Origin of the sequence: Candidatus Odyssella thessalonicensis L13 (assembly GCF_000190415.1) — a bacterium.
Taxonomy (GTDB): Bacteria; Pseudomonadota; Alphaproteobacteria; order Paracaedibacterales; family Paracaedibacteraceae; genus Paracaedibacter; species Paracaedibacter thessalonicensis.
Genome location: NZ_AEWF01000005.1, coordinates 18,014 through 39,430, shown reverse-complemented (window position 1 = coordinate 39,430; position 21,417 = coordinate 18,014). Strand labels below are relative to the sequence as shown.

The window sequence follows — 21,417 nt, the reverse complement described above, 5'->3', positions numbered from 1 at the left end:
AGTAAACAAAATGCTAAAAAAATATATATTAATGTCATGTTTTTTAAACTTACATTTGTTAACATTTGCAGATGCATCACAAGATCCTCGCATTACAAACCCACTTCAGAATTTAAACTATATAAAAGTGAGCAATCTTACACATGTTCATGAAAAATACCGACCTCTGTTGCAACATCTTGGATGTGATAACAATGTTTTTGGACCTGACAACACTAAAAAATCTGTCTTACGATTACAGGATATAGCGAAGGAAATAGATAGATACGAAAAGGAATGCCTTGCTCATTTAGCATCTATTCGCAGTAAAACTATTTTGAGCCCAGCTTATGAAGCGGCAACTATGATCATGTTGATTGGAGGAGCTAGTGCTATAAGTGCGTGGTATCTAGGGCTAGAGTCTTATGGTGGAAGTATGGGCGTGTCTTCTGCACTTTATACTGGTGTATTCCAGCTAAAGGATAGTATCACCGCTCTCCATCATTGGTTAAATGAACCATCTCATCCTGTGGATGAGTATGAGAAGAAATACGTTAAAAATCAATGCTATATTCCTAGACAGTTATGGCCAATTATTACTGAAAATTTAACAATGGCACGGCAAAATCCCAGAGAGCAAAGGAGAGCTTTAGATTTTCTTGAATTTACCTTAGATCTAACACCTTACAAACAACCATCCTTAGTTGATTTGAAAGAAAAAAAATTTATATCAGCAATCTTGAATAATATAAATGAATTCTTTGAAAACTACCAAGAATTTGCAGATAACGGCCATAACATACTCAAAATAAATATTAAAGCTTTTCTTCAAGATCTCATGGGAACGCCAAGACGCCCTCACTTTCTTTATTTACAAGGAAAAGGAGGCATTGGAAAAACGCATTTTGTAAAGCAGCTGTGGGAGTGGATCAATAACGCAGCTCCAGATTTGGTTTCTTATGAGCAAGAAAGGATAACGTTTCCAGCCGAGCTGGAAGGCAATGAATTGTATCCCGGAGTTTTGCTTAGAGTTCTTAGGAACAAATGTTCTATGGGTGCAAAAGGCTCAATAGTCTTTATAGATGAAGCAAATTGGCTTAACAATCCAGAATTTAATGCACCAGCAAAACGCGTTTTCAATGGAAAGTTTACGAGTTTACCAGTGACTTATTTAACACATGGCATAAGTAATGGCCAAGAGATCAAGCTATCTTTGCCCCCCCTTCTTGTCATACTTGTTGCTAATCAGGAAATTCAGGATGAAATTTTACGAAGTCGGTTTGAGGTTGTACAATTTCCTGATCCTAAAGAAGAAGCACTTCAAAAATATGTTAATAAATGTCTTGAGGGATTAGATGGCAGGAGTATTGATCCCCAAGAAATGAAAACATTTAAAACTTTTCGAGATGTTGACAAGTTCGTTTTTCTGGAAAAAGGCAAGTAAGGCGAAAAAAGTATTTAAATCCTTTCTGGGATCTTTCAAGTCCCGGTATTTAGATAGCATAAAATTTTCCAGGAAAGGGTTTCTAGTTGCTTTTTTCAGTAACTGCTTTATAGAACACTCGGCTTTAAAATTAGTAATGGTTAATACTAATTCTACAAGTTTAAAAAGTAATCTAAGAGAAATGGTGTTTATAGTTAAGTAGCGACAGGTAGCATGGGCAACTTTTACACAATGTTCCTCCATCATTTCTCTAAGATTACGGTAGTTAACTGAGTAACGCAAATACCAAAAGCCGCTAAAGCGACGCTTCCACAAATCATTTCTAATCGTAAAGCCCTATTTCACCAGGCTTATTATATGCAATAGTCTTCTTAATATTCTAAATGTACCCAGAAGGATATCTGATTTCCCTAAGCTTGAGATTCTAATTAAAGCCTAAACGGAGCGAGGTATTCAACTAGATAAAGATGATCTAGAAAAAATAAAGCCTTTAATCACCCATTGTAAGATGTTCTTAACACATAACACCTTATTAACAGATAGTATGAGAGCATCGATAGTTTGTAGCTTAGGATATATTTATTACTGTCTTAGTTATTATGAAGAAGCACACCAAACCTTAGAAGAAGCTCTTCGAGCTTTAGATAAATTAACCCATCAAAACTATGCTTTAAAAGCTAAAACTCTAGTCTATTTAGGTATTGTCATTAAGACGACAGGTGATCGTAGAAAAGCTAAAGAGTTTATTATAAGAGGCCTTAACATTTACGAAAACCATCTCCCCAATGACTATGATGGAATTGCTTGGGCATTACTAAACTTAGGAGACGTTTACAGAAACCTAGGAGAGTATGAGAAAGCGATGAAGGTCCTTGAACAAAGCCTTGCAATTTTCGAGACAAATAGCTCTGCTAATTACATCGGTAAGGCTCAGGCTCTTTTATATCTAGGAACTGTATACCGAGATCTTGGTAATTATAAAAAATCTATAGGTATACATGAACAAAGTTACTCGCTTTACAAGAAATATGCGTCTAAAGATCATCTTCGTATTGCTCGCGTTTTAGGGCATATGGGAAACATGAATAGAGAGTTCGGAAACTATGAAAAAGCTAAATATTTAATTGAACAAAGCCTTGCTATTTATAAAAAGTGCTTTCCTGAGGATCATATTGATATTGGTTGGGGCTTAACATACTTAGCAATGGTATACACAAATTTAGGGGATTATCAGAAAGCTAGAGATCTACTTAAAAAGAGCTTGATAATTTATAAGAAATATTATCCCGAAGATCATGTGGAGGTCGCCTGGATTTTATTGCATCTAGGAGATGCTTATAAGGGATTACGCCAATACGAAGAAGCAGAAATCCTTTATGAAAAAAGCCTCAAATCTTACCAGTCAGAGTATGGAAAAGATCATATAGAAACAGCGCAGTTGTTGATCAGTTTAGGGCAAGTCTATATGTTGAAAGGTAATTTAGAAGCAGCTGAAAATAATTTTTTTAAGGCATTAAAGATTTACCAAAAAGATAGACATCCCACCTATTATAAAGTTTTAGAAAATTTAGCAGATTTGTACCTCAAAAAACTCACTCTCTTGGAAAGTAAAAAAGGTATCCAGGAGTTTACAAACCTTAAAAGTCAAGCTATTAAATGTCTAGAAAAATCTCTTGATATCGCAAAAGATCGTTTTCCAGAGAATTCTCCTCATATTATAAGGATTCAAAATAAGATTAAGGATTGGCAAAGCAAAACCACGCTATGAAGGGCCTTTGCATTAAAAGCGAATGCCAGAAAGGTAATATTTGAATGAAATATATAGGGGTGCTCCATTTGCCTAATAATGTCTTTTACTTCAGTGAGAGGTTTTGGTCCACTATCAACTCCTCTAAAATTGGCAACGGAACCGCATTTACTACCAACATAGCTAAATATTATGCAGGCTCCCTGCGGCGGTATGCGGCGGCGCCGCTCAAACTGAGCAATGGCCTTGTTAGACCTAGCAAAATTAACTACAATCGAGATTGCTTGGCGTTTAAATATCATTTTATCTTTAGTTTGGCACGGACCTACTTTTGGAAAACGCTTTGCTTTATTAATTTATAACGCATTAAGGATTCTTTTATTATGCGCCTCATTCTAACCGTCTGTCTTATTATGTTACTTCACTCCCATAATAGTTGTGAGGCCTTGGCTTTGACAAGGCCTTCTAAAGTCTCAACAGATCAAGAAAGGATTTCAAAAGCATTTCATGAGCAAGGTTTAACTTTCTTACGAGCTAAAAATTTCTTAAAAGCGAAAGAATGCTTTGAAAAGGCTTCAGAATTGGGAAATACAGAGTTAATGGATCGCTTGGCAAATATGTATACAATGGAAGAAGTCGACTTTCCTGTTGATCACCAAAAAGCCTACGAATATGCACAAAAAGCGGCTGCATTAGGAGAGCCTAAAGCTATGTTTACATTAGGAAGCTTTTATCAGCAGGGTCTGGGAGTTGAAAGAGATTACTTCAAAGCAAAGGAATGGTACGAGCAAGCTGCTAAGTTAGGTCATAAAGAGGCCCTTAATAACCTGGGCTCCTTTTATAGGTTTGGCCTTGGTATTGAAAAGGATTACGCCCAAGCATTAAAGCATTACGAAAAAGCTGCGCAGCTGGGAGATAGCCTAGCAAAGCATAATATAGGGGAAATATATAGTCAGGGTTTAGGTGTCTCTGAAGACGCAGATAAAGCAAGGCGGTATTTTGAAGAAGCTGCCCAGGGTGGAGAGCCTAGGGCCATGGTCACTCTAGGCCTGATGCACTTATATGGTGTGGGAGTGAAAAAAAGTGAAGCTACCGCTATGAGTTATCTTGAGAAAGCTGCTGATATTCATTGGCCAGTGGCTCTTTTTCTCTTGGGCAGAATTTCTGAGGATTTTCACCAGGATTTTTCGAAAGCGAGGGAATATTATTTAAAAGCAGCAGCTCGTGGACATGGCGAATCAGCCCTAACCTTAGCCCTTATGTATCAAGACGGAAGAGGCGGACCCAAAGATAAGAATAAATACGAGGAATATTTAGAGTTGGCAGCAAAATTAGGAAGTCCAGTTGCAATGCTTCGAATAAAAAGTAAAAAAGTGAAGCTCTGGACCTTAAAAACCCTAGCCGTTAAAGGCGGCCCTTTAGGTATCCCAAGAAAGGCCGCTCTGCAATCTCAATTCGCCCTATTTCCAGATTTGTAACGGAACCCTCGCCCGTAACCTTGACGATCTGAGGCGCCTTGTTCAAGAATTGACAGCAAAGGAAGTCAAAGTTCAATTTATTAAAGAAAGCTTAACCTTTACTGGCGAAAATTCCCCCATGGTGCACCTCCTCCTTTCAGTTATGGGAGCCTTTGCAGAGTTCGAACGAGCTCTAATCCGCGAACGTCAAATGGAAGGTATTGCGATTGCTAAAAAGAAAGGCGTCTATAAGGGAAGAAAGCGGGCATTATCCGAGGAACAATTAAAAGACATGCTGCTAAGAATTGCTAGCGGACAGAAGAAATCACATATTGCTAAATCTCTCGGGATAAGTCGAGTCACTCTCTATCAGTATTTAACATCTTGCGGAGAATTTTTTGGCATCGTCAAGTTAACTTCTAAAGGGTAAGATGAGAGTAAGAGTAGTGCAATTTAGGCAGAAATCAGGTTGGATGCCGCCTCTAGCCATAGGGCTTTGGCGGCAGTAAAGGCAAGCCTCTGGTCTGCGGCTTTCCTTTTGTACCGACTAACCTCTACAGCAAAGATATTCCTGACCTTTCCCATCAAGGATAATAACCTTTGGACGCCTAGGGCTGACTTAAATCTTATCAAACATTTCTCTTTACGTCGTGTCGGTTGATGGGCGTTTTCTACCCGGTTGTTTAGACGTTTATGAGTGCGGTGTTCTGTTTGGTGACACATGGATCTTATCGGTTTGACATAGCTTTTTAGCTTATCTGTTACAATGACTCTAGGAGCAGGATAAGATCGAAGTAATCGACTGAAAAATCTAATAGCCGAGGCTTTGTTGCGGCGCTTTTGAAGAAAAACATCGAGTTCTATTCCATTTTCATCAACAGCACGCCATAAAATAAAAGGTTCACCATTAACCTTAAGGCTCATTTCATCTAAATGCCATTTATCACTAAGTCTTCTTTCTCTTTTCTTAATGACATCGATGAAATGATGAGCAAACTTGAGGCACCAGTAACGTATCGCCTCATGACTCACAGTCACCCCGCGGAAAGCCATTTGTTCTTGAATATCTCTATAGCTAAGATTAAAATGGTGATAGAGCCATACAGCTTGACTTATGAGTGAAACAGGGAATCGATGACGCTTGGATGATTGGCTTAAAAGCATGCATTAACTCTAATATAAAGGACTTTGAACCTATCTTACTCTTATTCTATGGATTAGTTAACTTGACGATGCCCTTTATTTGTATAAGTTTCCTTTGTTACGCAACATGGGGGGCATAATGAGTATGGGCATAACACACCCATTCACATGCCCAGCCGCTACTTGCCACATATAACAAATTTTTGATAGATCGATTATTCTCCCTGGTGGTTATTCCTTCTTTTTATTCTTTCTAGTAGCTCTAGTTGAAGGGCTTGATCATATAGAGGGATAATAGGTACATTATTTTGTTGGCGGATTTTTAACGTCTCTGGAAAGGACTTCTTATAAGCCTGGGCAAGGGAAGTAACATGCTCTTGAAAGCCATTTGTTTCAATAAGATGGCTATATTTACCGTCAACAAAGGCATCTGGATTCTCTTGATAAAGATTAATAATTTCTTGAAAGAAACTGTCTTCTAATTCTTTGCTTCTGATCATGCTATTAAATATACCAAGAGTAGCTTCATCCCCCATCAAAGCACACTTTAAATCGAGTTCTGCTTTCATCTTAAGCACCTCATTAGACAGGTCTCCTCGTCCTTTATAGTCATAAAAGTCTGCTAGCTCTCCTAAAACATTGGATAAGTCTTCTGAATCAGAATAACCATACTGTTGCGATTTTTTTACCGAATCTAGAAGCTCAGTTTCATAAAGCCACTCTTTTTCTTCCCTAGTCAAAGCGCTGACATCAGCACTTGTTCCTGCCTTTTCAAATATAGATTCAGCAATTTTCTTGTTTTCTTCTGGTCCTCTTATGTTTGAGATGAAATCGTCTGAACTTAGTGCCCCATTTAAGCTCATCAACATACTCACAATCCCTATTGTTAGTGATAAATACCTCATTGTATAACTCCCTTAATATAAATTCTATTTTTATGGACTTACTTTATTCTCAGCCATTAAGAAATGAACCTTGTTATCACGCTGTATATTAATAGCTTCCAAGTAACCTTCCTGGGGTCTATTTATTTTAAACTCCTTAAGCGCTGAATACAGTAAAATCTTAGTCAGCCCTGCAGTTGCTTTATGTTTTAATCCTTCTAATACGTGGTTATCGAAGAAGTCCTGATGTTCCATGGCCTCTAACAGAAGAGGCCTACAATGAGTGCAACAATCATTACGGGAAACCATACTTAATATACATAGCTTAGGTACAGCGTCTTCTGGAAGTTTAATGCTCCCCATTATTTCACTGAAGGTAGGAGTCAGAGCCGTATTATTAGCTTTTTTTGCAGGTTCCCCTAGAATGTAAAGTATTAAAGGCTCCTCGCTATGTATCCAGAATTGAAAAGCATGAGAGGTACTTTTAATTAGAGAATCTTTTTCCTTCTCCACCAATTCTGGGTTTATAAGGTCATGTTCAGGTATTCTAGCATAAAGAGGCTCGAGTTTATTTCGAATACCCTCATAGTTTTCCTTTCCCAAATCTACCCAATCATAATAGCTGTCAATTGGAATACTGGGGTCACTTGTTATATGAGCTATTGTTTGTTCTAAACGTACAACTTTTTGTCGGGCTCTTTGATTAGAGTGACCACTAATAAACAAGATAGGAATTGAGGCACCCTTAATTTCATATGATTGTCCCTTTCTATAGGCGATATCAATTCTTGCTCGAATATAATTATTTTTGTTTTTCTTCAGACCTCTCAAATTAATAATCTGGTTAATCTGGGCTCCCATTTCCAGATGCCATTTCTTAATTTCTTCAGAGATTAATGTTCCCTGATAACTTAACTGAAAATTTGCTATGCCATTTTCTTTATCACCCACCCACGTCCCAATATCCGCCGCTTTTGTAATAGAATGTTCTGGCGGAAGAAAATCGCTGGGTTTGGATTCTATCTCTTCCTCTGTAGCTTCTCTTTCCTCTTCTTCTCTATTCTCAGAGGTTCCTCTTTCCTCAGTTTTTTGCTTTTTCGGTGGAATAGTTCCAGGTTGTGTGTCAGCTTGGCTTACTTGCTCTAATTCTGTATGGGCCCGTTTAGAAGGGACAGCTTTCTCTGAAGACTCCTCTTGTGAGCAACAGTAATTTATCGAGAAGGTTGAAACGGATAAGATTAAAAGGCATTTATAAAGATAAATTTTAAGCATTCGAAACCTATATAATAAGAAAACCGGATTTTGCAGCCATATATGCTAACTCTTTTTTATAGGAGGAGCTGCCGCAATCAACGATAATTAAGGCATTGGCGGGATCTCCACTTATGCTTGCTTTTTCTTGTTCGCTTTTAGTCACCTCCTTAGATGAAATGGCTCTCTTTTGTTTAATTTCTAAAGTAATAAAGTTTCCTTGTCCGACATTATGGACAATTACTTTAGCATAGTCATGCTCCTCCTGAGAAAAGGAAGCCTGGAGGGTAAGACCTATAAAAAGATAAAAGGAAAGTCGTTGAAAAACAGCACACATAAAAGGGCCCCTGAATAATAGCTTTTCTTTACAGGTAAGCACTCAAGCGTAATATTCAAGGGGAAGGGCAATTATTTCTCTTGCAGTTGCCTTTCAACTTCTCGATGGTAATCTATGGTGATCATAGGTCCATATTTCTTGATAAGCTCCGGAAGCTTATAAGCAAAACTCCCTGCCGAGACTCTTTCATAAGCGTTTAGTGACCCTAATTTTATGCCTTCTTCTAGCGCTTCATACCCGAGCTGTCTCAAAGATTCTTTGTCTTTATCAGCCTCAACTAATTGGGTAGAAGAAAAATAGAAGCTTGCAAGTTGTAACCATCCCTCAGGATCATGGGCTTCGCCAGCAAGCCTATAGTAGTGAGCCACTCTTTCTCTCTCCTGTTCTGAAAGCTTTTTAAGAACGCTGATAGGGATATGCAATGGAAAAGAGTGAATATTATCCCCAATTAAAGCAGCACACAGAATATATCCATGGGAGACACCATGCTTACCTGCATTTTCAAAGGCTAAAAGAGCTTGTTCTCTATTTTTTTATATCTGTACACATAACCAAGATCAACATAAGCGGGGTAAAACTGACAGATATCAACGGCTTTAGTGAGATAATCTATCTTTTTACTAGGATCTTTCACCATCTCAGCAGCTTCAACATAAGCAGGACCGTAGCTTTCTTCCTCTGCAAGCTTGAGAAAATCTTCAATCGTCGGTCTCTCTGATTCAGAGAATATACGGACATCAAGTTGCTTGAGAATTAATGCTTCAAGCTTATTACGTGCGTCCCCTCCTCTGATAAATAGCTGAAGTGCCTTATGATCATCATCATCTACAATACCCGGTGTGTCGTCATCTAGAGCATAATTTTGTCCGAGGATAAGGCAAGCATCAGGATGTTCTGTGCACTGCTCAAGCTCTTGTAGTGCATGCTTAAAATGCTTATCAAAGAAGGTGACAGGCGGCTTTCCTTCCTCTGCCCTGTCTTCATAATTGCGACTATATATCTTGGCTAACTTCTGAGTCAAATAATACTCTGCAACAGGACTGTGATATTTAGTGGCAATAATCAGGCCCCTAATATGGTCGCGTCTTTCGATTAGACTTTCTGTGTAATAAGAAGCCAAAAGCTCATTCATATCGGGCGGATAAAATAAATGTCCACCGATAATCTGACGCGGATCTGTCTGGGAAGGTCCTTTGATCGGGTTGGAAGTATAGGGGGCAACAATCCAATCGCTGATATCTCGAACAGCTTGTTGCCAATCGTTATCGCTCCAGTCTTTTGACTGGGTGAGCTGTTTAAAACGTTCATAGTTATGATCTAACGAGGGGGTATCTGCATTTTGGAAGGCTTGAGCATTAGCCTTTGAGAGATTTGTTAGTTGATTAAAAAGACGTGAGGGAGCACTTTCGTCTGGGGTGGCGCGTCGCCGCTTATGAGCAGGCATTTCTTTCTCTGACAGAGGAGGGGTCGTCTCCTCTCGCGTTCTTTTATTTCCTGGATGACCTTCTACTTCCATACAATAGGGAGCATCAGCGCTATAAGAGCATACCAGGGCAACAGTAAGTACTCGACCTATGAACATGAGTCCTCTCCTTTAGCTAAGTCTTTGACAAATTATATCCTTTTCTTAAGCTTATGGGATTGAAGAAGGAAGGTTGAGTTGAATATTCATGTGATTTTATACTTTGGGGCCCTTCTGCCTATTTACCAGGCTGCCCGGGAACTTATAAATTCTTTTTGTAAATTTTATGGGGCTGATAATGCTTAAATTCATACTCCTTAATAGAAGCCCGCATGAATCTTAGCTGGCTCTTCTAATATAGATAAGACTCTCTCAGCACAATAAATCCGTCCCCATTTGCTCTCATTAATTTTCTTCAAAATACCAGCAGCTTTCAGCTTACGGATAGCTTTTTGCGCGGTTGTATAATTGACGCCGAGGTCTCGAGCAACGTTACTTATTAAAAGGTAAGGATTCTTCACCCGTTCACTGAACCACCCCTCTGTTTATAGTCTAAAATATTTCGGTTGGGAGCCTCTAATAAAGCAAATTACTCCCAATTGCGAACCCATGTATCTTTGGTGACCTTAGCTGATACTTGGCTAATATCTTGGGCACGTTGGTCAACTGCAGTGCTATTGATCGAGTTTTTACCCCGTAATTGGGATTGCTTGAACAATTCTTGAGCCTTGTCCAAATCTTTCCCGCTACCTATTCCTTTAGTATAGCAAATTCCCAGATTAAATTGGGCTTCTGACCATCCCTGTTCGGCTGCTTTTTTGAATAACTCAGCAGCTTTTTTAGGATCTCGCTTCACACCTATACCTGCCATGTAAGAAACAGCAAGGTTATTTTGAGCATCTGCGTCCCCCTTCTCTGCCGCATGCTGAAAATATTGAACAGATTTTTTCATATTCTTCTTAGCACAGTTACCTTCTAGATACAATTTCCCGAGTTGTGTCTGCGCATCCTTGCTCCCAAGCTCAGCTGCAAGATGATAGGTTTTAATAGCCTTATCGCAGCTTTTATTCTCTCGATAGGTGTGCCCCAATCCTAGCAATTCGACACAAATCTCTTTTTCTCTTTGAAGGTCTACTGGTTTGATGGCCGTTTCAGCCTTAACCCCCAGGGAACTCAATAAAGTAACAGTGATGCATCTTAATAGAAATTTATCCATCATGTCCTCCTTTAGGCTGTGTGAACTAAATTAAAAATTGAATAAAAAAATGGTAGTTTCTTGTTAACCAGAACAAAGGAACTACCAAAATGGATCACTACATATATTATCCCTACTTAATTTCTAAATGCAACAGAACCCCTCAGATCGTCAAGGTTGCGGGCGAGACGATCTAAGCTATGCACAACAACAGTATCCCCGTCTCTTACATATTTAAGGAGCTCTGCTAACTGAGGGCGTTCCATATTCTTACCCGACGTTTTATCGATAAATAGTCGATCAGTTCTTATTCCTTCTAGCTGCCGCTCAGGATTTTGCTCGAACGAACTGACACGTATATAACCAATGATTTTTCCAGCAGCCATCAAGTTACCTCATTTTTGTTAAGTTAGAGTCTTAAACATCCATTTACTTTTGTAAAGTAATAAAATTTTTGACCCTATCTTTATGCATTTTGAAGGGGTTTTAATTTGTTAGTTTAGAGTATACTCTAGTTTTACAATGAAGCCTTTAAATTAGTCAGCTTTGAATTAACTCTTTGCCAATGATGTGTTTTTATGAAGACTGAATTTCGGTTTCTTTAAACTTCTGGAATAAGATATATCCTACCAAAATGCTTGATACTAATTCGGTAATCAGAAGCGCAGGCGCTTTAATTATCCAAGCATATATACTCCAGAGAATAAGCCCTAAGAAATAAAACATATACATTCCTAATGATATTCCTTGGGTATTATGGGTTTTCCATATCCTGATGGCTTGAGGAAAAAAGGAGATCGTAGTTATGAGACCGGCTAAAATGCCAAGGAACTCTATATTTTGCATATTATAATATGTACACTTTCGTTTGGAGTGGATTCATGGATAGAAGGTGATGGGTTTCTTTATTAAGCAAGTGAAAAACTTCTAGTTTGAACTTCATCCATTTTTTTAGGAGCAAGATTTACGACTCTCTCGTGGGAAAAATAAAGCTCTCAATTATAGTTTAGCCAGAAAGCTATTTTTGATTATGGCTAATAAACTGAAGGTCGGGAGGACAGTTAATGAAAGATTAAGATGGAATAGAAGAAATTTACCTATCCTTATTCTTTCTATATTGTAATAAAGGTAAGAGAGTTTAAGAAAAATATCAAGTACATTTATGGAATACTCTTTTAAGAAGAAAATCTGCTTCTAAAAGCATGAGCTCTCTCTGAATTTGACAACTATTGATATGACAACAGCTCTAAGTGAAGTGATATATCATATCTTCTTTGCCAAGTTAAGAAAGAACTGACACACTTTCGCGAACACTCCAGAACCTTTATGTATTGTGCAAATTAAAAGCATACTTGTTCTCTAGTAGGCACCTTGAGATCTCTTCCTTAAGATGCGGCATATTTATTGGTTTTTCTAGATAACCATTAATACCTGCTCCAAAAAACTCTTCTCGGTCTTCTTTTAGTGCCGAGGCCGTAACCCCAATAATGGGAAGGGCAATTCTATCATAAGATTCTCTAATATACCTTGTTGCGGTGAGACCATCCATAATAGGCATTTGCCCATCCATAAGGACAATATCAAATTTTTCACGGTTCAGTATTTCAAGAGCTTCTTTACCGTTTGAAACGGTTGTTATTTGGCATCCTAACTTATTTAATAAGGCTTTAATAACAATTTGATTTACTACATTGTCGTCAGCTACTAAAACTCGCAAAGAGGGGGGAATTTGAGTTGAGATTAATGGCTTATCCTCTTGGCTTTCCACCTTTGCTTTTGGCTGTTGTCTTAAAGGGATATAAAAGTAAAAGGTAGAACCTTTACCAACTTCGCTCTTAAAACCAATATCTCCATTCATAAGCTTACAGAGCTGTTGCGAGATGTATAAGCCTAAGCCTGTCCCTCCAAATTGTCTTGTCACTGTCGCGTCTGCCTGTTTGAAAGGCTTAAAAATTAAAGATCTTCCTTCTTCTGAGATGCCGATCCCTGTGTCTTTAACGGCACAATAGAGTCCAGGTATCTGTTGCTGCGTTTGTTTTTCTAAATAGGCTTTCACTTTAAGGGATATCCTTATTCCCCCTTTTTCTGTAAATTTGATTGCGTTCCCAATAAGATTGAAAAGAATTTGGCGGAACCGCGTGGGATCTCCCACAAAATTATCTGGTACGGCATGGTCAATCGTATATTTCATCGTCAGCCCTTTACTTTCCATTTGAGGAGCCAAGAGCTCGGTAACCTCTTTTACCACTGAGAAGGGATTAAACTGAATCGTCTCCAACTTAAGCTGGCTCATTTCAATTTTTGAAAAGTCGAGAATATCATTGGTAATCTGAAGTAAGGACGCAGCAGAGGATTTTGTAATCCTTAAATAATCTCTTTCTTCATCGGGGAGAGGACTTGGATTTATTAGATCTAAAAGGGCTATCATCCCTGTAAGAGGTGTTCGAATTTCATGGGAGATATGAGAACTGAAAGCCACTCTTGCCTTTGCTTCTTCTTCTGCTTCTTTAACTTTTCTTAGCCGATCGCTTTCTATTCTTTTATAAGACCTTTCTTCATTAATGATCCGCGTAGATAATGCGCAAAATGGCGCTAGCCAATCTACCAGCTCTTGGCTGTAACCTAAGTCACTGCCACTCAGCCCAACAATCCCAATAACTTCATTTTTTAACAGAAGAGGAATACTCAGAAAGTTTAAAAGAGGGAAAGGTTCTTGATCTTCGCCAGCGCTAAAATTACTTTGCTGTAATGACTTAATAAGATATTCTTGTTTATTAATAGTTTCTTTGAGTAGATTTTTTATTCTTCTTCGTTGATGGGGGTAAGAAGTTATTTCTATCCTTTTTAAGCTCTTCTCACTAGGTGTGGCGGTAGAAAGCCTGATATAAGCTTTACTCAGCGTAATTTTAGGATGGCCATCTGGCCAGAAAGTGGCTATAACACCAAAGCGGCTCTTTGTCGCTAAAATGAAGCTTTTTATTATGGCCTTTTTGGCAAATTGATTCTCTGTTATCCCTCCAAAAATATCTTTTATATACGCTGATTGGATCTTCGATAAGCCTGAAAGAAGAGTGTTTTCTGCTGAGAGGTCTTTACTAACATATTTTAGATGCCTTCGAGCCTCTTTTTCTAAGACTTTCCTTTCAGTAATATCTCGAGCAAGCTGAATGGAGCAATTTCTTTCCTTTTGTTCTCCCAACCGAGGAAGAACAATCCAATCAAGCCATCTATATCCCCCTTCTTTTGTCCGGAAGCGGTTGAGCAGCCCAAATCTGTTTGGATAGGCTTCATATTGCAAGGTTTTTTGAACGTCTTTAGGGTGGACAAAATCTATATAAGGTCTGGAATATAATTCTTCTAAATCCCATCCTAAAACTTCTTTCCAATTGTTGTTAAGCCTTGTATAGGAGCCTCCCTCTACAATACAAACAAGATCCTGGCAATTTTCAAAAAGATAATCGGCATCTTCCTCAGTGACGCCCCATACTTGCATATTCGGTACTCTAGATTGAGAGTCTTCTGATTTATCTGCTGCATGTATTTCCTGGTAAATAGATGCATAACAAAAGAGATTGTAGATTAACAAAATATTAAAAGTAATTTTCATTACCTAACCTATTTTTTATATATATAAAAATTAAAAAAATTAAACGGCATAGATGAGAAATGTTAAAAGAGATGCTTTAATGTTTTTATTAGATTTTAACAGTTCCTACCTACACTTTTTGATTTTGGATAATGAGCAGGTATAAACTACACTTGGATCTTCTTGAGCGGTGAGTATAAACTTCTTGTAACTGCAGCAGCTGTGTTTGCTTTTCTTGAGCCAAGTTGCCTTGCGATCTTTAGAGTGCTGCAAACATGGTAATAGGTTTCTTTCTCAAGGCGACCAATTACTGTTGGTTTAATTTTTTTAGATTCTACAACTTTTTTATTAATTATGTACTGCCTTTTAAAGGTTAAATAATATATATTGTTCCACCAAAAATTATAGGTGTAAGCATTCTAAATGCTTTAGCTTTCTCAATAAGCTTGTAATGACGCACCTTTAATTGGCTCTAATGCATCAGAACGATCTTGATAATCTGGTATGACCTGAGCGACTATAGAAAATCTGCAAAAAGGTTTAAATTAAAGGAGCAAGAATAATAAGGATTATACCCTCAGAGCCTCTTAATATAATTTTTGAGAGGCCTAATCTTGAACTTTCTCTGCCAAAGAAGGTTGATCTTGCTGCGTAGAATAAACATAATATTCTAGCGGAATCGGCTTCTTGAGAGGTGAGATCCGTGTCAAAGTGTGGTTCTGAAGATCGACCTTAAATCCTAAATCCTGCTCAATTCTAGGAGCCCATAGCCTAAGCTCTTCGTCAGAGATGTCTGGGTTTTTATCGAAAGCAAAATATTCTAAGGTTTGATTTTCATTTAATGCCACAAGAATATCTAGAAAGTCATCCCTAGTTATTCCACAATCTTCTGCTTCAATATGTTTAAGAGAAGTATTCCCCTCGATTAGGTCCTCTAGAAGAAGTATTCCATTCATAGGATTTTCACTTATATCTAAATAGCTAAGCTTAGTATTATGGCGTAACCCTTTCCTGATGGAACGAAAACTCTCATAATTTAAACCCATTCCTCTAAGTTTAAGCTTCTGGAGAGAAGGATTTTTTTCCAGTGCTCCCCCAATTGCTCTTCCTATGATAGGATGAAGAGACATAAAATTATAACTTAAATCAAGGGCTTTCAAACTTTCTGTCTTCTCTAACCTATTCATTATCCCACCTACCCCTAATGTCACGGTAAGCTTGTTATGAGATAAATTAATGACTTTTATTGTTGAAGGTAAATCATCAAAGAGTCGTTGTATACCAGAATTTCTAAGCTGGTTATTGCTTAAATCCAGGGCTTGAAAACCACTTTTCTCTTTTATTAAGCTCATCACATGGTCCATATCGTCATCATTTAAATTAGACGAACTCAGATTCAAGGTTTTTAGAGGAGTGGAAGCAGCTGGGAGATTGTTAAGTTTTCCAGAAAAAGTCTTCGAATGCTCAATTAGGCTGCATTTAGGAGATAAAAAGTTTTCAGTCGGTCTGTGAAAGTCTGGGTCTATTCCTCCATCCATGGCTAAAGCGGCATGAGATACTAGGATTCCCCGCTGCCATACTCATACTTCTGACCTAATTTATGAAAAGCTTCTCCACTGCCTTGGTAAGCCGCTTCCTTCAACAATTGAAGACCTTTGGTTGGATTTTTCTTCTCCTCAATATAGCTATTACCAAGCTGGACTTTAGCATTTAAATGTCCCTGCTTTGCTGTTTTTTTAAAAAACTCAATAGCTTTTTCCTTATCCTCAGTAATTCCCGCCATTCTTCCAGCCCGTCCCCACCCATACATCATTCCCAATAAATATTGGGCTTCTGGATCACCTTTACCAGCAAGAGCAGTCAAACCACTCACACACTCTTTAAACCACTTTTCTGCTTTTTCTGGTTTTCCATAATTATGGTAATATGCTACTCGATAAAGAGCTTTTGCATTTCCTTGGTGAGCTGATTTTTCAAACCATGGGTATGCATACTCTTCATTAATCTCGCCTCCGATCCCATGCCAATAGTGGCGACCAATTTCATATTGTGCCTCAGCATCCCCGTGTTTGGCTTTTGCTAAGAGAGCAGGAGGCAATCCTGCTTCTTCTGGTAGTATCGGGGGAGAAGGAGATTTTGTAGGCCTTGTTGGTGCAGGCGCTTCTTCCTCCCCTAATCTTTGAAAGGACGGGAGTTTAGAGGCCGGGGTTTGTGGTGGTGAAACTGTTAGATGACTCATCGCAGCACTAAGTTCTCCTGCTCCTTCAAAGCTAGAAACGTTGGGAAAATACTTTTGAAGTATGCCTAGCATCTTATTACTTAAGGGATTGTCTGCAATATTTAAGACTGCAAGCCTTTCACGATACCTAATAGATTCTATAATATCATTCATCCCCCTGTCTGTCAGGCGGCAACTAGCAATATCTAAGGTAGTTAAGTTCTCATAAAATTGGACAGCTCTTGCAACCATTTCAGATACATCAGCCTCTTGATCCCAGCTAAGCGTTAATTTAAAGGTTTCAATTTGGCTAAATTTATGTAGAAGATCTAAGAGGGGATCAAAACCTAAGGAAACCTTCCAACCTTTAATAAATACCCCTCTGTCGTAAGAGCTGAAAGCAGTTCCATGGATGTCTGCAAACTGTAGAAGCCCCTTATAGTTAGCGGGTGTGATCTCTAAGTTACCTTTAAAGATATGCTTTCTTAGTTCAGCAATATCTGTCAGCTTCTGATTGCGGCTGCTTCTTGAGCTAGAACTACTCCACTGAGAGGCACTGTCCCAATCACTATGGCGACTTGAGATCCGAGATGATACATGAGAACTTTTATCACTAAAGCGATCACTGGCAGCGGAACTGCTATCCCAGTCTTTTCCTAAGCTAAATCGGCTAGAATTATTTTCTTCGTCACTATCACTGGCCAGAGCGTCCGTTGATAATGCTAATCCCCTTATTAGGGTTAAGCATAATAATGTTTTGGTTAAGGAAAGGCGTTTAAGGAGAATAGATTTTTTTACTTTCATTGGTGTCTCTTTTTCTATGTTATATGGAGAATCTTATAATTGTTCTAAAAGCTTACAAAGTCCGTTACTACTGACACTGCTTGACCGGCATAATTAATAAAAGCTCCACCATTTTTCTTCGCCTGCTTGGCAAAAAATCTTGCTGCTCTTTTAAAACGCCCATCATCAAGAACGACTTGTTGAGTTTGGGTCAACAAAGCCCATCCATCAAAAGAGCGACCATCTTCCGTTTCTAAGGTTGCTTTGGATAAGAGTGATTTGAACCAAGAAGGCTCATGCTGAGCACTACGAAGCAACAGATCACTGGCAGTTATAATCTTATTTTCATCCAGCTCCCATTGCTTAAGAGCGTAGTCAATCATGTGAGTTGTTGCGACCTTAGCTAGCTTATCAAGGCTCTCAGGAGTTAAGTCGACAATTCCATCCTTAAGCCGGAACAACAGACCATCTGCCACCTCTTGCGCTAGCTTAACCATTCCTTCTAAGCCGCTATAATTATAAAGGCTGCCAATTTTAGCTGATTTAAGGCGAACTTGCTTGTCTGCATATAACCCTGCTCCCTTTTCGACAACCGTTCCAACAACTGTACCTAATAGCCCTCCTAGCGGAAGAAAAGCATCACTTAAAATAGAAGCAATAGTGGTACTTCCTTGCAGAGCTTGCTCATAAGCTTCTGGATGACGGGCCACTGTTCCCAAGGCAAGAGCTTCATAAGTTATAAAATAGTTGCCAAGATGTAGCTTAACAAAATCATAGAAAACTGTTCTTTTCCAATCATGGAAATCTGATAAAGCAGCTTGAAGAGGATTTTGTAAGCGGGCTAAATTGGTTTGATATAGCCTTGCGTCTGTTACCAGGTCATTTGCAATTTGTTGCTGTTTCTCCATAAGCTCTATACGCCGATGTGGTGCCGTTTTTAATTGAGTGCGAATTTGTTCCAATTCTAACTCAAGCGCTTTTTCTTTCTGCTGATGGCTAGTAGTTAAATGTGTCAAGCGCTCTTTATGATTTTTTTCAAGACGGGCTTGATCAAGTTTAATTACTTCTTGGCCGTAAGCAGCATTTACTTGCTGCTGTAACATCTTAAGTGAATTGATATCAGGCCCTGATACTACATCTTTTGTAACCTTGGCGGCTTTTGAAAACACCTTGGAAAGCTTTTGTTTGGCCTTTGAAAAACGAGTTAAATTTTCAAGAGACTGAGAATATTTCGCATTATAGTCGACGACAATTTTATCTGCTTGTTGTAAAGCCTGCTGTTCAGCAGGCGTTAGAACAGCAGCAACATCCTGCACTGGAACCTCTGTGCGCCAAGCTGCAGCATTTGGAGAGGAGGTGGAATTAAAATGATCTTTTAAGGTCTCTATAGCTTTCGATAGCTTTTCAGCCACAACTGGAGGAGCAAATTGATTTTCCGAACTGTCGGAAGAGAGTAAAACTGCGGGTGACTCCTCCTTCTCTTTCTGCGCGGAACGGATTAAATTTAACTCTTTATCTTTTTTCTTTGCTTGGCTTTTTTGAGGATGAGCCTCTTCAAGCGCTGAACATAAAAGAGGATTATTCACTTGCTTTGCATAATCTAAAGCGCTACCTCCGCCAACTTGTTTTGACGCTCTTAATTCCACATCAGCCCCATGTGCTAATAGTAGTTGTACGATCGAAAGGTAACCATGTGCCGTGGCAACCATTAATGGCGTAATACCATCTTCTTTCGCTTGATTGACAGAAGCTCCTTGGCGTAACAACTGAGCCACTACGTTTTCATGCCCTTGATAGCAAGCAATTAAAAGGGGACTAATTCCTTTATTATTGCTCTGATCAATAATCTTTCTGGTGGATTCGTTAGCAAGACAATAATCGAGGAGTTTGGCGACAATTTTTTCGGATCCTTGTTTAGCTGCTATCCATAAAGGGGTTTCTTGTTGCTCTCGGGAAGCAATAGAGATTTGAGCTCCGGCTTCACATAAGAGATCAATAAGAGTCTCCTGTCCTTTCTTACTGGCAACATATAAAGGTGTTATTCCTTGGTTATTTGCTAGATTCACCTCCACCCCTTTACCAATAAGGAGAGAGACTAAATCACACTTTTCTTCTTGGCAGGCCCGATAGAGGGCTGTATTTCCCTCGTTATCTTGATGATTAATATCTGCATTTCTATTTAACAGTTCTCTCACAAGATCTGTTCTACCGCGAGCACAGGCCCGTTCTAATAAAGAGCGTCCTTTATGGTCTATCCAGTCGACGGGCAGGCCTGCCTCAAATAACCCTCTTAAACGAGAAATATCTCCTCGGTCGACCGCTGTAATAATCCTTCTACTAGCCGATTCATCATAAAACTTACTGGGAGAGCAATCATTAGGCAAAGCAATGGAAATAAAGGGCACCAAGAGAGGTAAGGTTAAAATTATTTTTTTCATAGATAACTCAACTGTAAAGCTAAAAACTTAAAGATTTAAATATGCTAGCTCCCTCATATCTATTTCCCTCTACGCTCAACCATGAGAAAAATTGAATTTTTTAATTTTTAAATATAACTTTACGAAAGATAGAGACACCCTTTTCTAGAGGCGCGCATGAAATTGCATTGCCATTTATTTCTCAGTAAAAGACGGTTGTCTTGTCCCCTCGGAGCCCCCTTCTTTTGTGCCCGCCAATAAATATTTATCTTCTCCGCAATTATAAAAAAATAGATAAGTAGATTTATTCTAGGCCCGGTGCCCCTTAAAATTTCACTTGACCTCTATTGCAGTGTCTTTTGGAATATATAATATCCTCTTATAAATCTAATATTGTTACTGATTACAAAATCTGTTTTATAAAACAGTCGCTTGTTGATACTTCCTTTTTCATAACTTTTAATTGGATGGTAATTCTTATTTGAGCTCATTGATAATTATGTCAGTACTAAATTTATAGAAGGCATTAAATTAGGATACCCTAAGAGAGAGTATTGAAAACTAAGCAATCCATTTATCTTAAAAAGCGATATCCGCCTTATTTGGACGAGAATGAATATATAGTTTATGGTACATATATCCCTATAGTGACTAATTTTTATCTAGGAACAAGCTCTGAGATATTACATTTTATAGAATTAATATTTTAAATTCAAAATACTCATTAATTTTATAGTAACTAAAATATCTTTATTCTCGGATTACATAAGATAACTGGGTTTAGAAGATGGCGAAGAAATCCTAATTGGTATCCAAGAAGGCAATATTGTTATAATTTCTTTAAAGACGTCTTTATTAAAAGCTAGGCGTCTAGTAGATCTGAATCATTCGAGGGAAGATATTACTTCACAGTGAAGAATGGTTTTATGGTTTGCTGACAAGATAAAACGGATATCAGCTTTAAGCTGTATAAGTAATTTCGCTATTTATTTTAAAAGGCCCTCCAAAAATTAAAAGCGGAGCATAACTACTTCCTTATTGGTATAGATGAAGATAATGAAAGGCTGACCACGAAGCCACATTTTATTGTGGTAAATCAATCTAATGCTAATGGTCTGGATCGCCTTAAAGAAGAAGGTTATCTTTCAAAGACTCATCCTCATACAATTATTTATAATATAGATCAAGAGGTTGCGCTTCTTTCTCCTACTAGCCTCTATATAGGTAAACTCACCTTAACAAATGCGAGCAATAACTGCACCACAATTAGAGCTAATTTCCTTAGCGGGTGCACTAGCCTGACTTATGTCGATACTCAAGGTCTGCCCACTAAAGTGCTGAATCTTCTCGCATCAGTAATGGAACAAAGTTGTCAAATTCATCTGAGAAATTCACAGCTTTCAAAAACAGATTTTTCATCACTGGATTAAATTTTCGAGGCACTGTTGCATTTAGGAAATGGGATAACTATTACTTCATTCCTTAAATGCAACAGTACCTTTTGGCAACAAAAT

Annotated in this window: 17 protein-coding genes and 2 pseudogenes; 5 read left to right on the top strand and 14 right to left on the bottom strand. The window is 38.4% G+C overall.

Features of this window, described 5'->3' with window-relative positions:
* Positions 1-10 precede the first annotated feature (10 nt).
* The 4 genes and pseudogenes from HMO_RS0108990 to HMO_RS14495 form a co-directional block, all read left to right on the top strand.
* Positions 11-1,423 carry a P-loop NTPase family protein gene (locus tag HMO_RS0108990; protein WP_010301742.1) on the top strand — a complete coding sequence of 471 codons (1,413 nt, stop codon included), beginning with the start codon at positions 11-13 and terminating at the stop codon, positions 1,421-1,423.
* Between the two features lie 544 nt (positions 1,424-1,967).
* Positions 1,968-3,191 carry a tetratricopeptide repeat protein gene (locus HMO_RS0108985; RefSeq protein ID WP_245528670.1) on the top strand — a complete coding sequence of 408 codons (1,224 nt, stop codon included), beginning with the start codon at positions 1,968-1,970 and terminating at the stop codon, positions 3,189-3,191.
* 362 nt (positions 3,192-3,553) lie between these two features.
* The gene (locus HMO_RS15695) at positions 3,554-4,648 is read left to right on the top strand and encodes a tetratricopeptide repeat protein (protein ID WP_010301735.1); all 1,095 of its coding nucleotides are present in this window, start codon (positions 3,554-3,556) and stop codon (positions 4,646-4,648) included.
* A gap of 7 nt (positions 4,649-4,655) precedes the next feature.
* A pseudogene (locus HMO_RS14495) lies at positions 4,656-5,057 on the top strand (recombinase family protein); the annotation flags it as partial.
* Between the two features lie 23 nt (positions 5,058-5,080).
* On the opposite strand, the gene HMO_RS16155 reads toward HMO_RS14495, so the two are convergent.
* The 14 genes and pseudogenes from HMO_RS16155 to HMO_RS0108895 form a co-directional block, all read right to left on the bottom strand.
* Complete coding sequence (locus HMO_RS16155) at positions 5,081-5,791, bottom strand: IS6 family transposase (protein ID WP_010301729.1); 711 nt, start codon at positions 5,789-5,791, stop codon at positions 5,081-5,083.
* Positions 5,792-5,985: 194 nt separating this feature from the next.
* Positions 5,986-6,675 carry a LysM peptidoglycan-binding domain-containing protein gene (locus tag HMO_RS0108960; protein WP_075261236.1) on the bottom strand — a complete coding sequence of 230 codons (690 nt, stop codon included), beginning with the start codon at positions 6,673-6,675 and terminating at the stop codon, positions 5,986-5,988.
* Between the two features lie 30 nt (positions 6,676-6,705).
* Entirely contained in the window at positions 6,706-7,926 is a 1,221-nt protein-coding gene (locus HMO_RS0108955) for a hypothetical protein (protein WP_010301723.1), read from the bottom strand.
* 7 nt (positions 7,927-7,933) lie between these two features.
* Positions 7,934-8,242 (bottom strand): hypothetical protein, encoded by a 309-nt coding sequence (locus tag HMO_RS0108950; protein ID WP_010301720.1) that lies wholly within the window; start codon positions 8,240-8,242, stop codon positions 7,934-7,936.
* Between the two features lie 71 nt (positions 8,243-8,313).
* Positions 8,314-8,610 (bottom strand): hypothetical protein, encoded by a 297-nt coding sequence (locus HMO_RS0108945; RefSeq protein WP_029448782.1) that lies wholly within the window; start codon positions 8,608-8,610, stop codon positions 8,314-8,316.
* A 140-nt stretch (positions 8,611-8,750) separates the two neighbouring features.
* On the bottom strand, positions 8,751-9,824 hold the full coding sequence (locus HMO_RS0108940) for a hypothetical protein (protein WP_010301713.1): 1,074 nt from the start codon (positions 9,822-9,824) through the stop codon (positions 8,751-8,753).
* Positions 9,825-10,021: 197 nt separating this feature from the next.
* Positions 10,022-10,225 carry a helix-turn-helix domain-containing protein gene (locus HMO_RS0108930; protein WP_010301708.1) on the bottom strand — a complete coding sequence of 68 codons (204 nt, stop codon included), beginning with the start codon at positions 10,223-10,225 and terminating at the stop codon, positions 10,022-10,024.
* A 68-nt stretch (positions 10,226-10,293) separates the two neighbouring features.
* Positions 10,294-10,920 (bottom strand): tetratricopeptide repeat protein, encoded by a 627-nt coding sequence (locus HMO_RS15690; protein ID WP_010301706.1) that lies wholly within the window; start codon positions 10,918-10,920, stop codon positions 10,294-10,296.
* A gap of 140 nt (positions 10,921-11,060) precedes the next feature.
* A pseudogene (locus HMO_RS14480) lies at positions 11,061-11,285 on the bottom strand (recombinase family protein); the annotation flags it as partial.
* A 190-nt stretch (positions 11,286-11,475) separates the two neighbouring features.
* On the bottom strand, positions 11,476-11,745 hold the full coding sequence (locus HMO_RS17670; RefSeq protein ID WP_010301701.1) for a SemiSWEET family sugar transporter: 270 nt from the start codon (positions 11,743-11,745) through the stop codon (positions 11,476-11,478).
* A 478-nt stretch (positions 11,746-12,223) separates the two neighbouring features.
* Positions 12,224-14,506, bottom strand: a complete 2,283-nt coding sequence (locus HMO_RS15685) for an ATP-binding protein (protein WP_010301700.1) — start codon at positions 14,504-14,506, stop codon at positions 12,224-12,226.
* Between the two features lie 587 nt (positions 14,507-15,093).
* Positions 15,094-16,023, bottom strand: a complete 930-nt coding sequence (locus tag HMO_RS0108905) for a leucine-rich repeat domain-containing protein (RefSeq protein WP_010301698.1) — start codon at positions 16,021-16,023, stop codon at positions 15,094-15,096.
* A gap of 20 nt (positions 16,024-16,043) precedes the next feature.
* A complete protein-coding gene (locus tag HMO_RS15680) occupies positions 16,044-17,507 on the bottom strand; it encodes a tetratricopeptide repeat protein (RefSeq protein ID WP_010301697.1) in 1,464 nt (487 codons plus the stop codon).
* Positions 17,508-17,551: 44 nt separating this feature from the next.
* Positions 17,552-19,924, bottom strand: a complete 2,373-nt coding sequence (locus HMO_RS0108895) for an ankyrin repeat domain-containing protein (RefSeq protein WP_010301693.1) — start codon at positions 19,922-19,924, stop codon at positions 17,552-17,554.
* A 1,067-nt stretch (positions 19,925-20,991) separates the two neighbouring features.
* Between HMO_RS0108895 and HMO_RS0108890 the strand changes: the two genes are divergently transcribed.
* Positions 20,992-21,333, top strand: coding sequence for a hypothetical protein (locus HMO_RS0108890; protein ID WP_010301690.1), 342 nt, complete (start codon positions 20,992-20,994; stop codon positions 21,331-21,333).
* The last annotated feature ends 84 nt before the right edge of the window (positions 21,334-21,417 follow it).

Bases quoted from the DNA above. Each gene is read 5' to 3' on its own strand.
- HMO_RS0108990 (WP_010301742.1), top strand. From the start codon at position 11: ATGCTAAAAAAATATATATTAATGTCATGTTTTTTAAACTTACATTTG.
- HMO_RS0108985 (WP_245528670.1), top strand. From the start codon at position 1,968: ATGAGAGCATCGATAGTTTGTAGCTTAGGATATATTTATTACTGTCTT.
- HMO_RS15695 (WP_010301735.1), top strand. From the start codon at position 3,554: ATGCGCCTCATTCTAACCGTCTGTCTTATTATGTTACTTCACTCCCAT.
- HMO_RS16155 (WP_010301729.1), bottom strand. From the start codon at position 5,791: ATGCTTTTAAGCCAATCATCCAAGCGTCATCGATTCCCTGTTTCACTC.
- HMO_RS0108960 (WP_075261236.1), bottom strand. From the start codon at position 6,675: ATGAGGTATTTATCACTAACAATAGGGATTGTGAGTATGTTGATGAGC.
- HMO_RS0108955 (WP_010301723.1), bottom strand. From the start codon at position 7,926: ATGCTTAAAATTTATCTTTATAAATGCCTTTTAATCTTATCCGTTTCA.
- HMO_RS0108950 (WP_010301720.1), bottom strand. From the start codon at position 8,242: ATGTGTGCTGTTTTTCAACGACTTTCCTTTTATCTTTTTATAGGTCTT.
- HMO_RS0108940 (WP_010301713.1), bottom strand. From the start codon at position 9,824: ATGTTCATAGGTCGAGTACTTACTGTTGCCCTGGTATGCTCTTATAGC.
- HMO_RS15690 (WP_010301706.1), bottom strand. From the start codon at position 10,920: ATGGATAAATTTCTATTAAGATGCATCACTGTTACTTTATTGAGTTCC.
- HMO_RS17670 (WP_010301701.1), bottom strand. From the start codon at position 11,745: ATGCAAAATATAGAGTTCCTTGGCATTTTAGCCGGTCTCATAACTACG.
- HMO_RS15685 (WP_010301700.1), bottom strand. From the start codon at position 14,506: ATGAAAATTACTTTTAATATTTTGTTAATCTACAATCTCTTTTGTTAT.
- HMO_RS0108905 (WP_010301698.1), bottom strand. From the start codon at position 16,023: ATGGATGGAGGAATAGACCCAGACTTTCACAGACCGACTGAAAACTTT.
- HMO_RS15680 (WP_010301697.1), bottom strand. From the start codon at position 17,507: ATGAAAGTAAAAAAATCTATTCTCCTTAAACGCCTTTCCTTAACCAAA.
- HMO_RS0108895 (WP_010301693.1), bottom strand. From the start codon at position 19,924: ATGAAAAAAATAATTTTAACCTTACCTCTCTTGGTGCCCTTTATTTCC.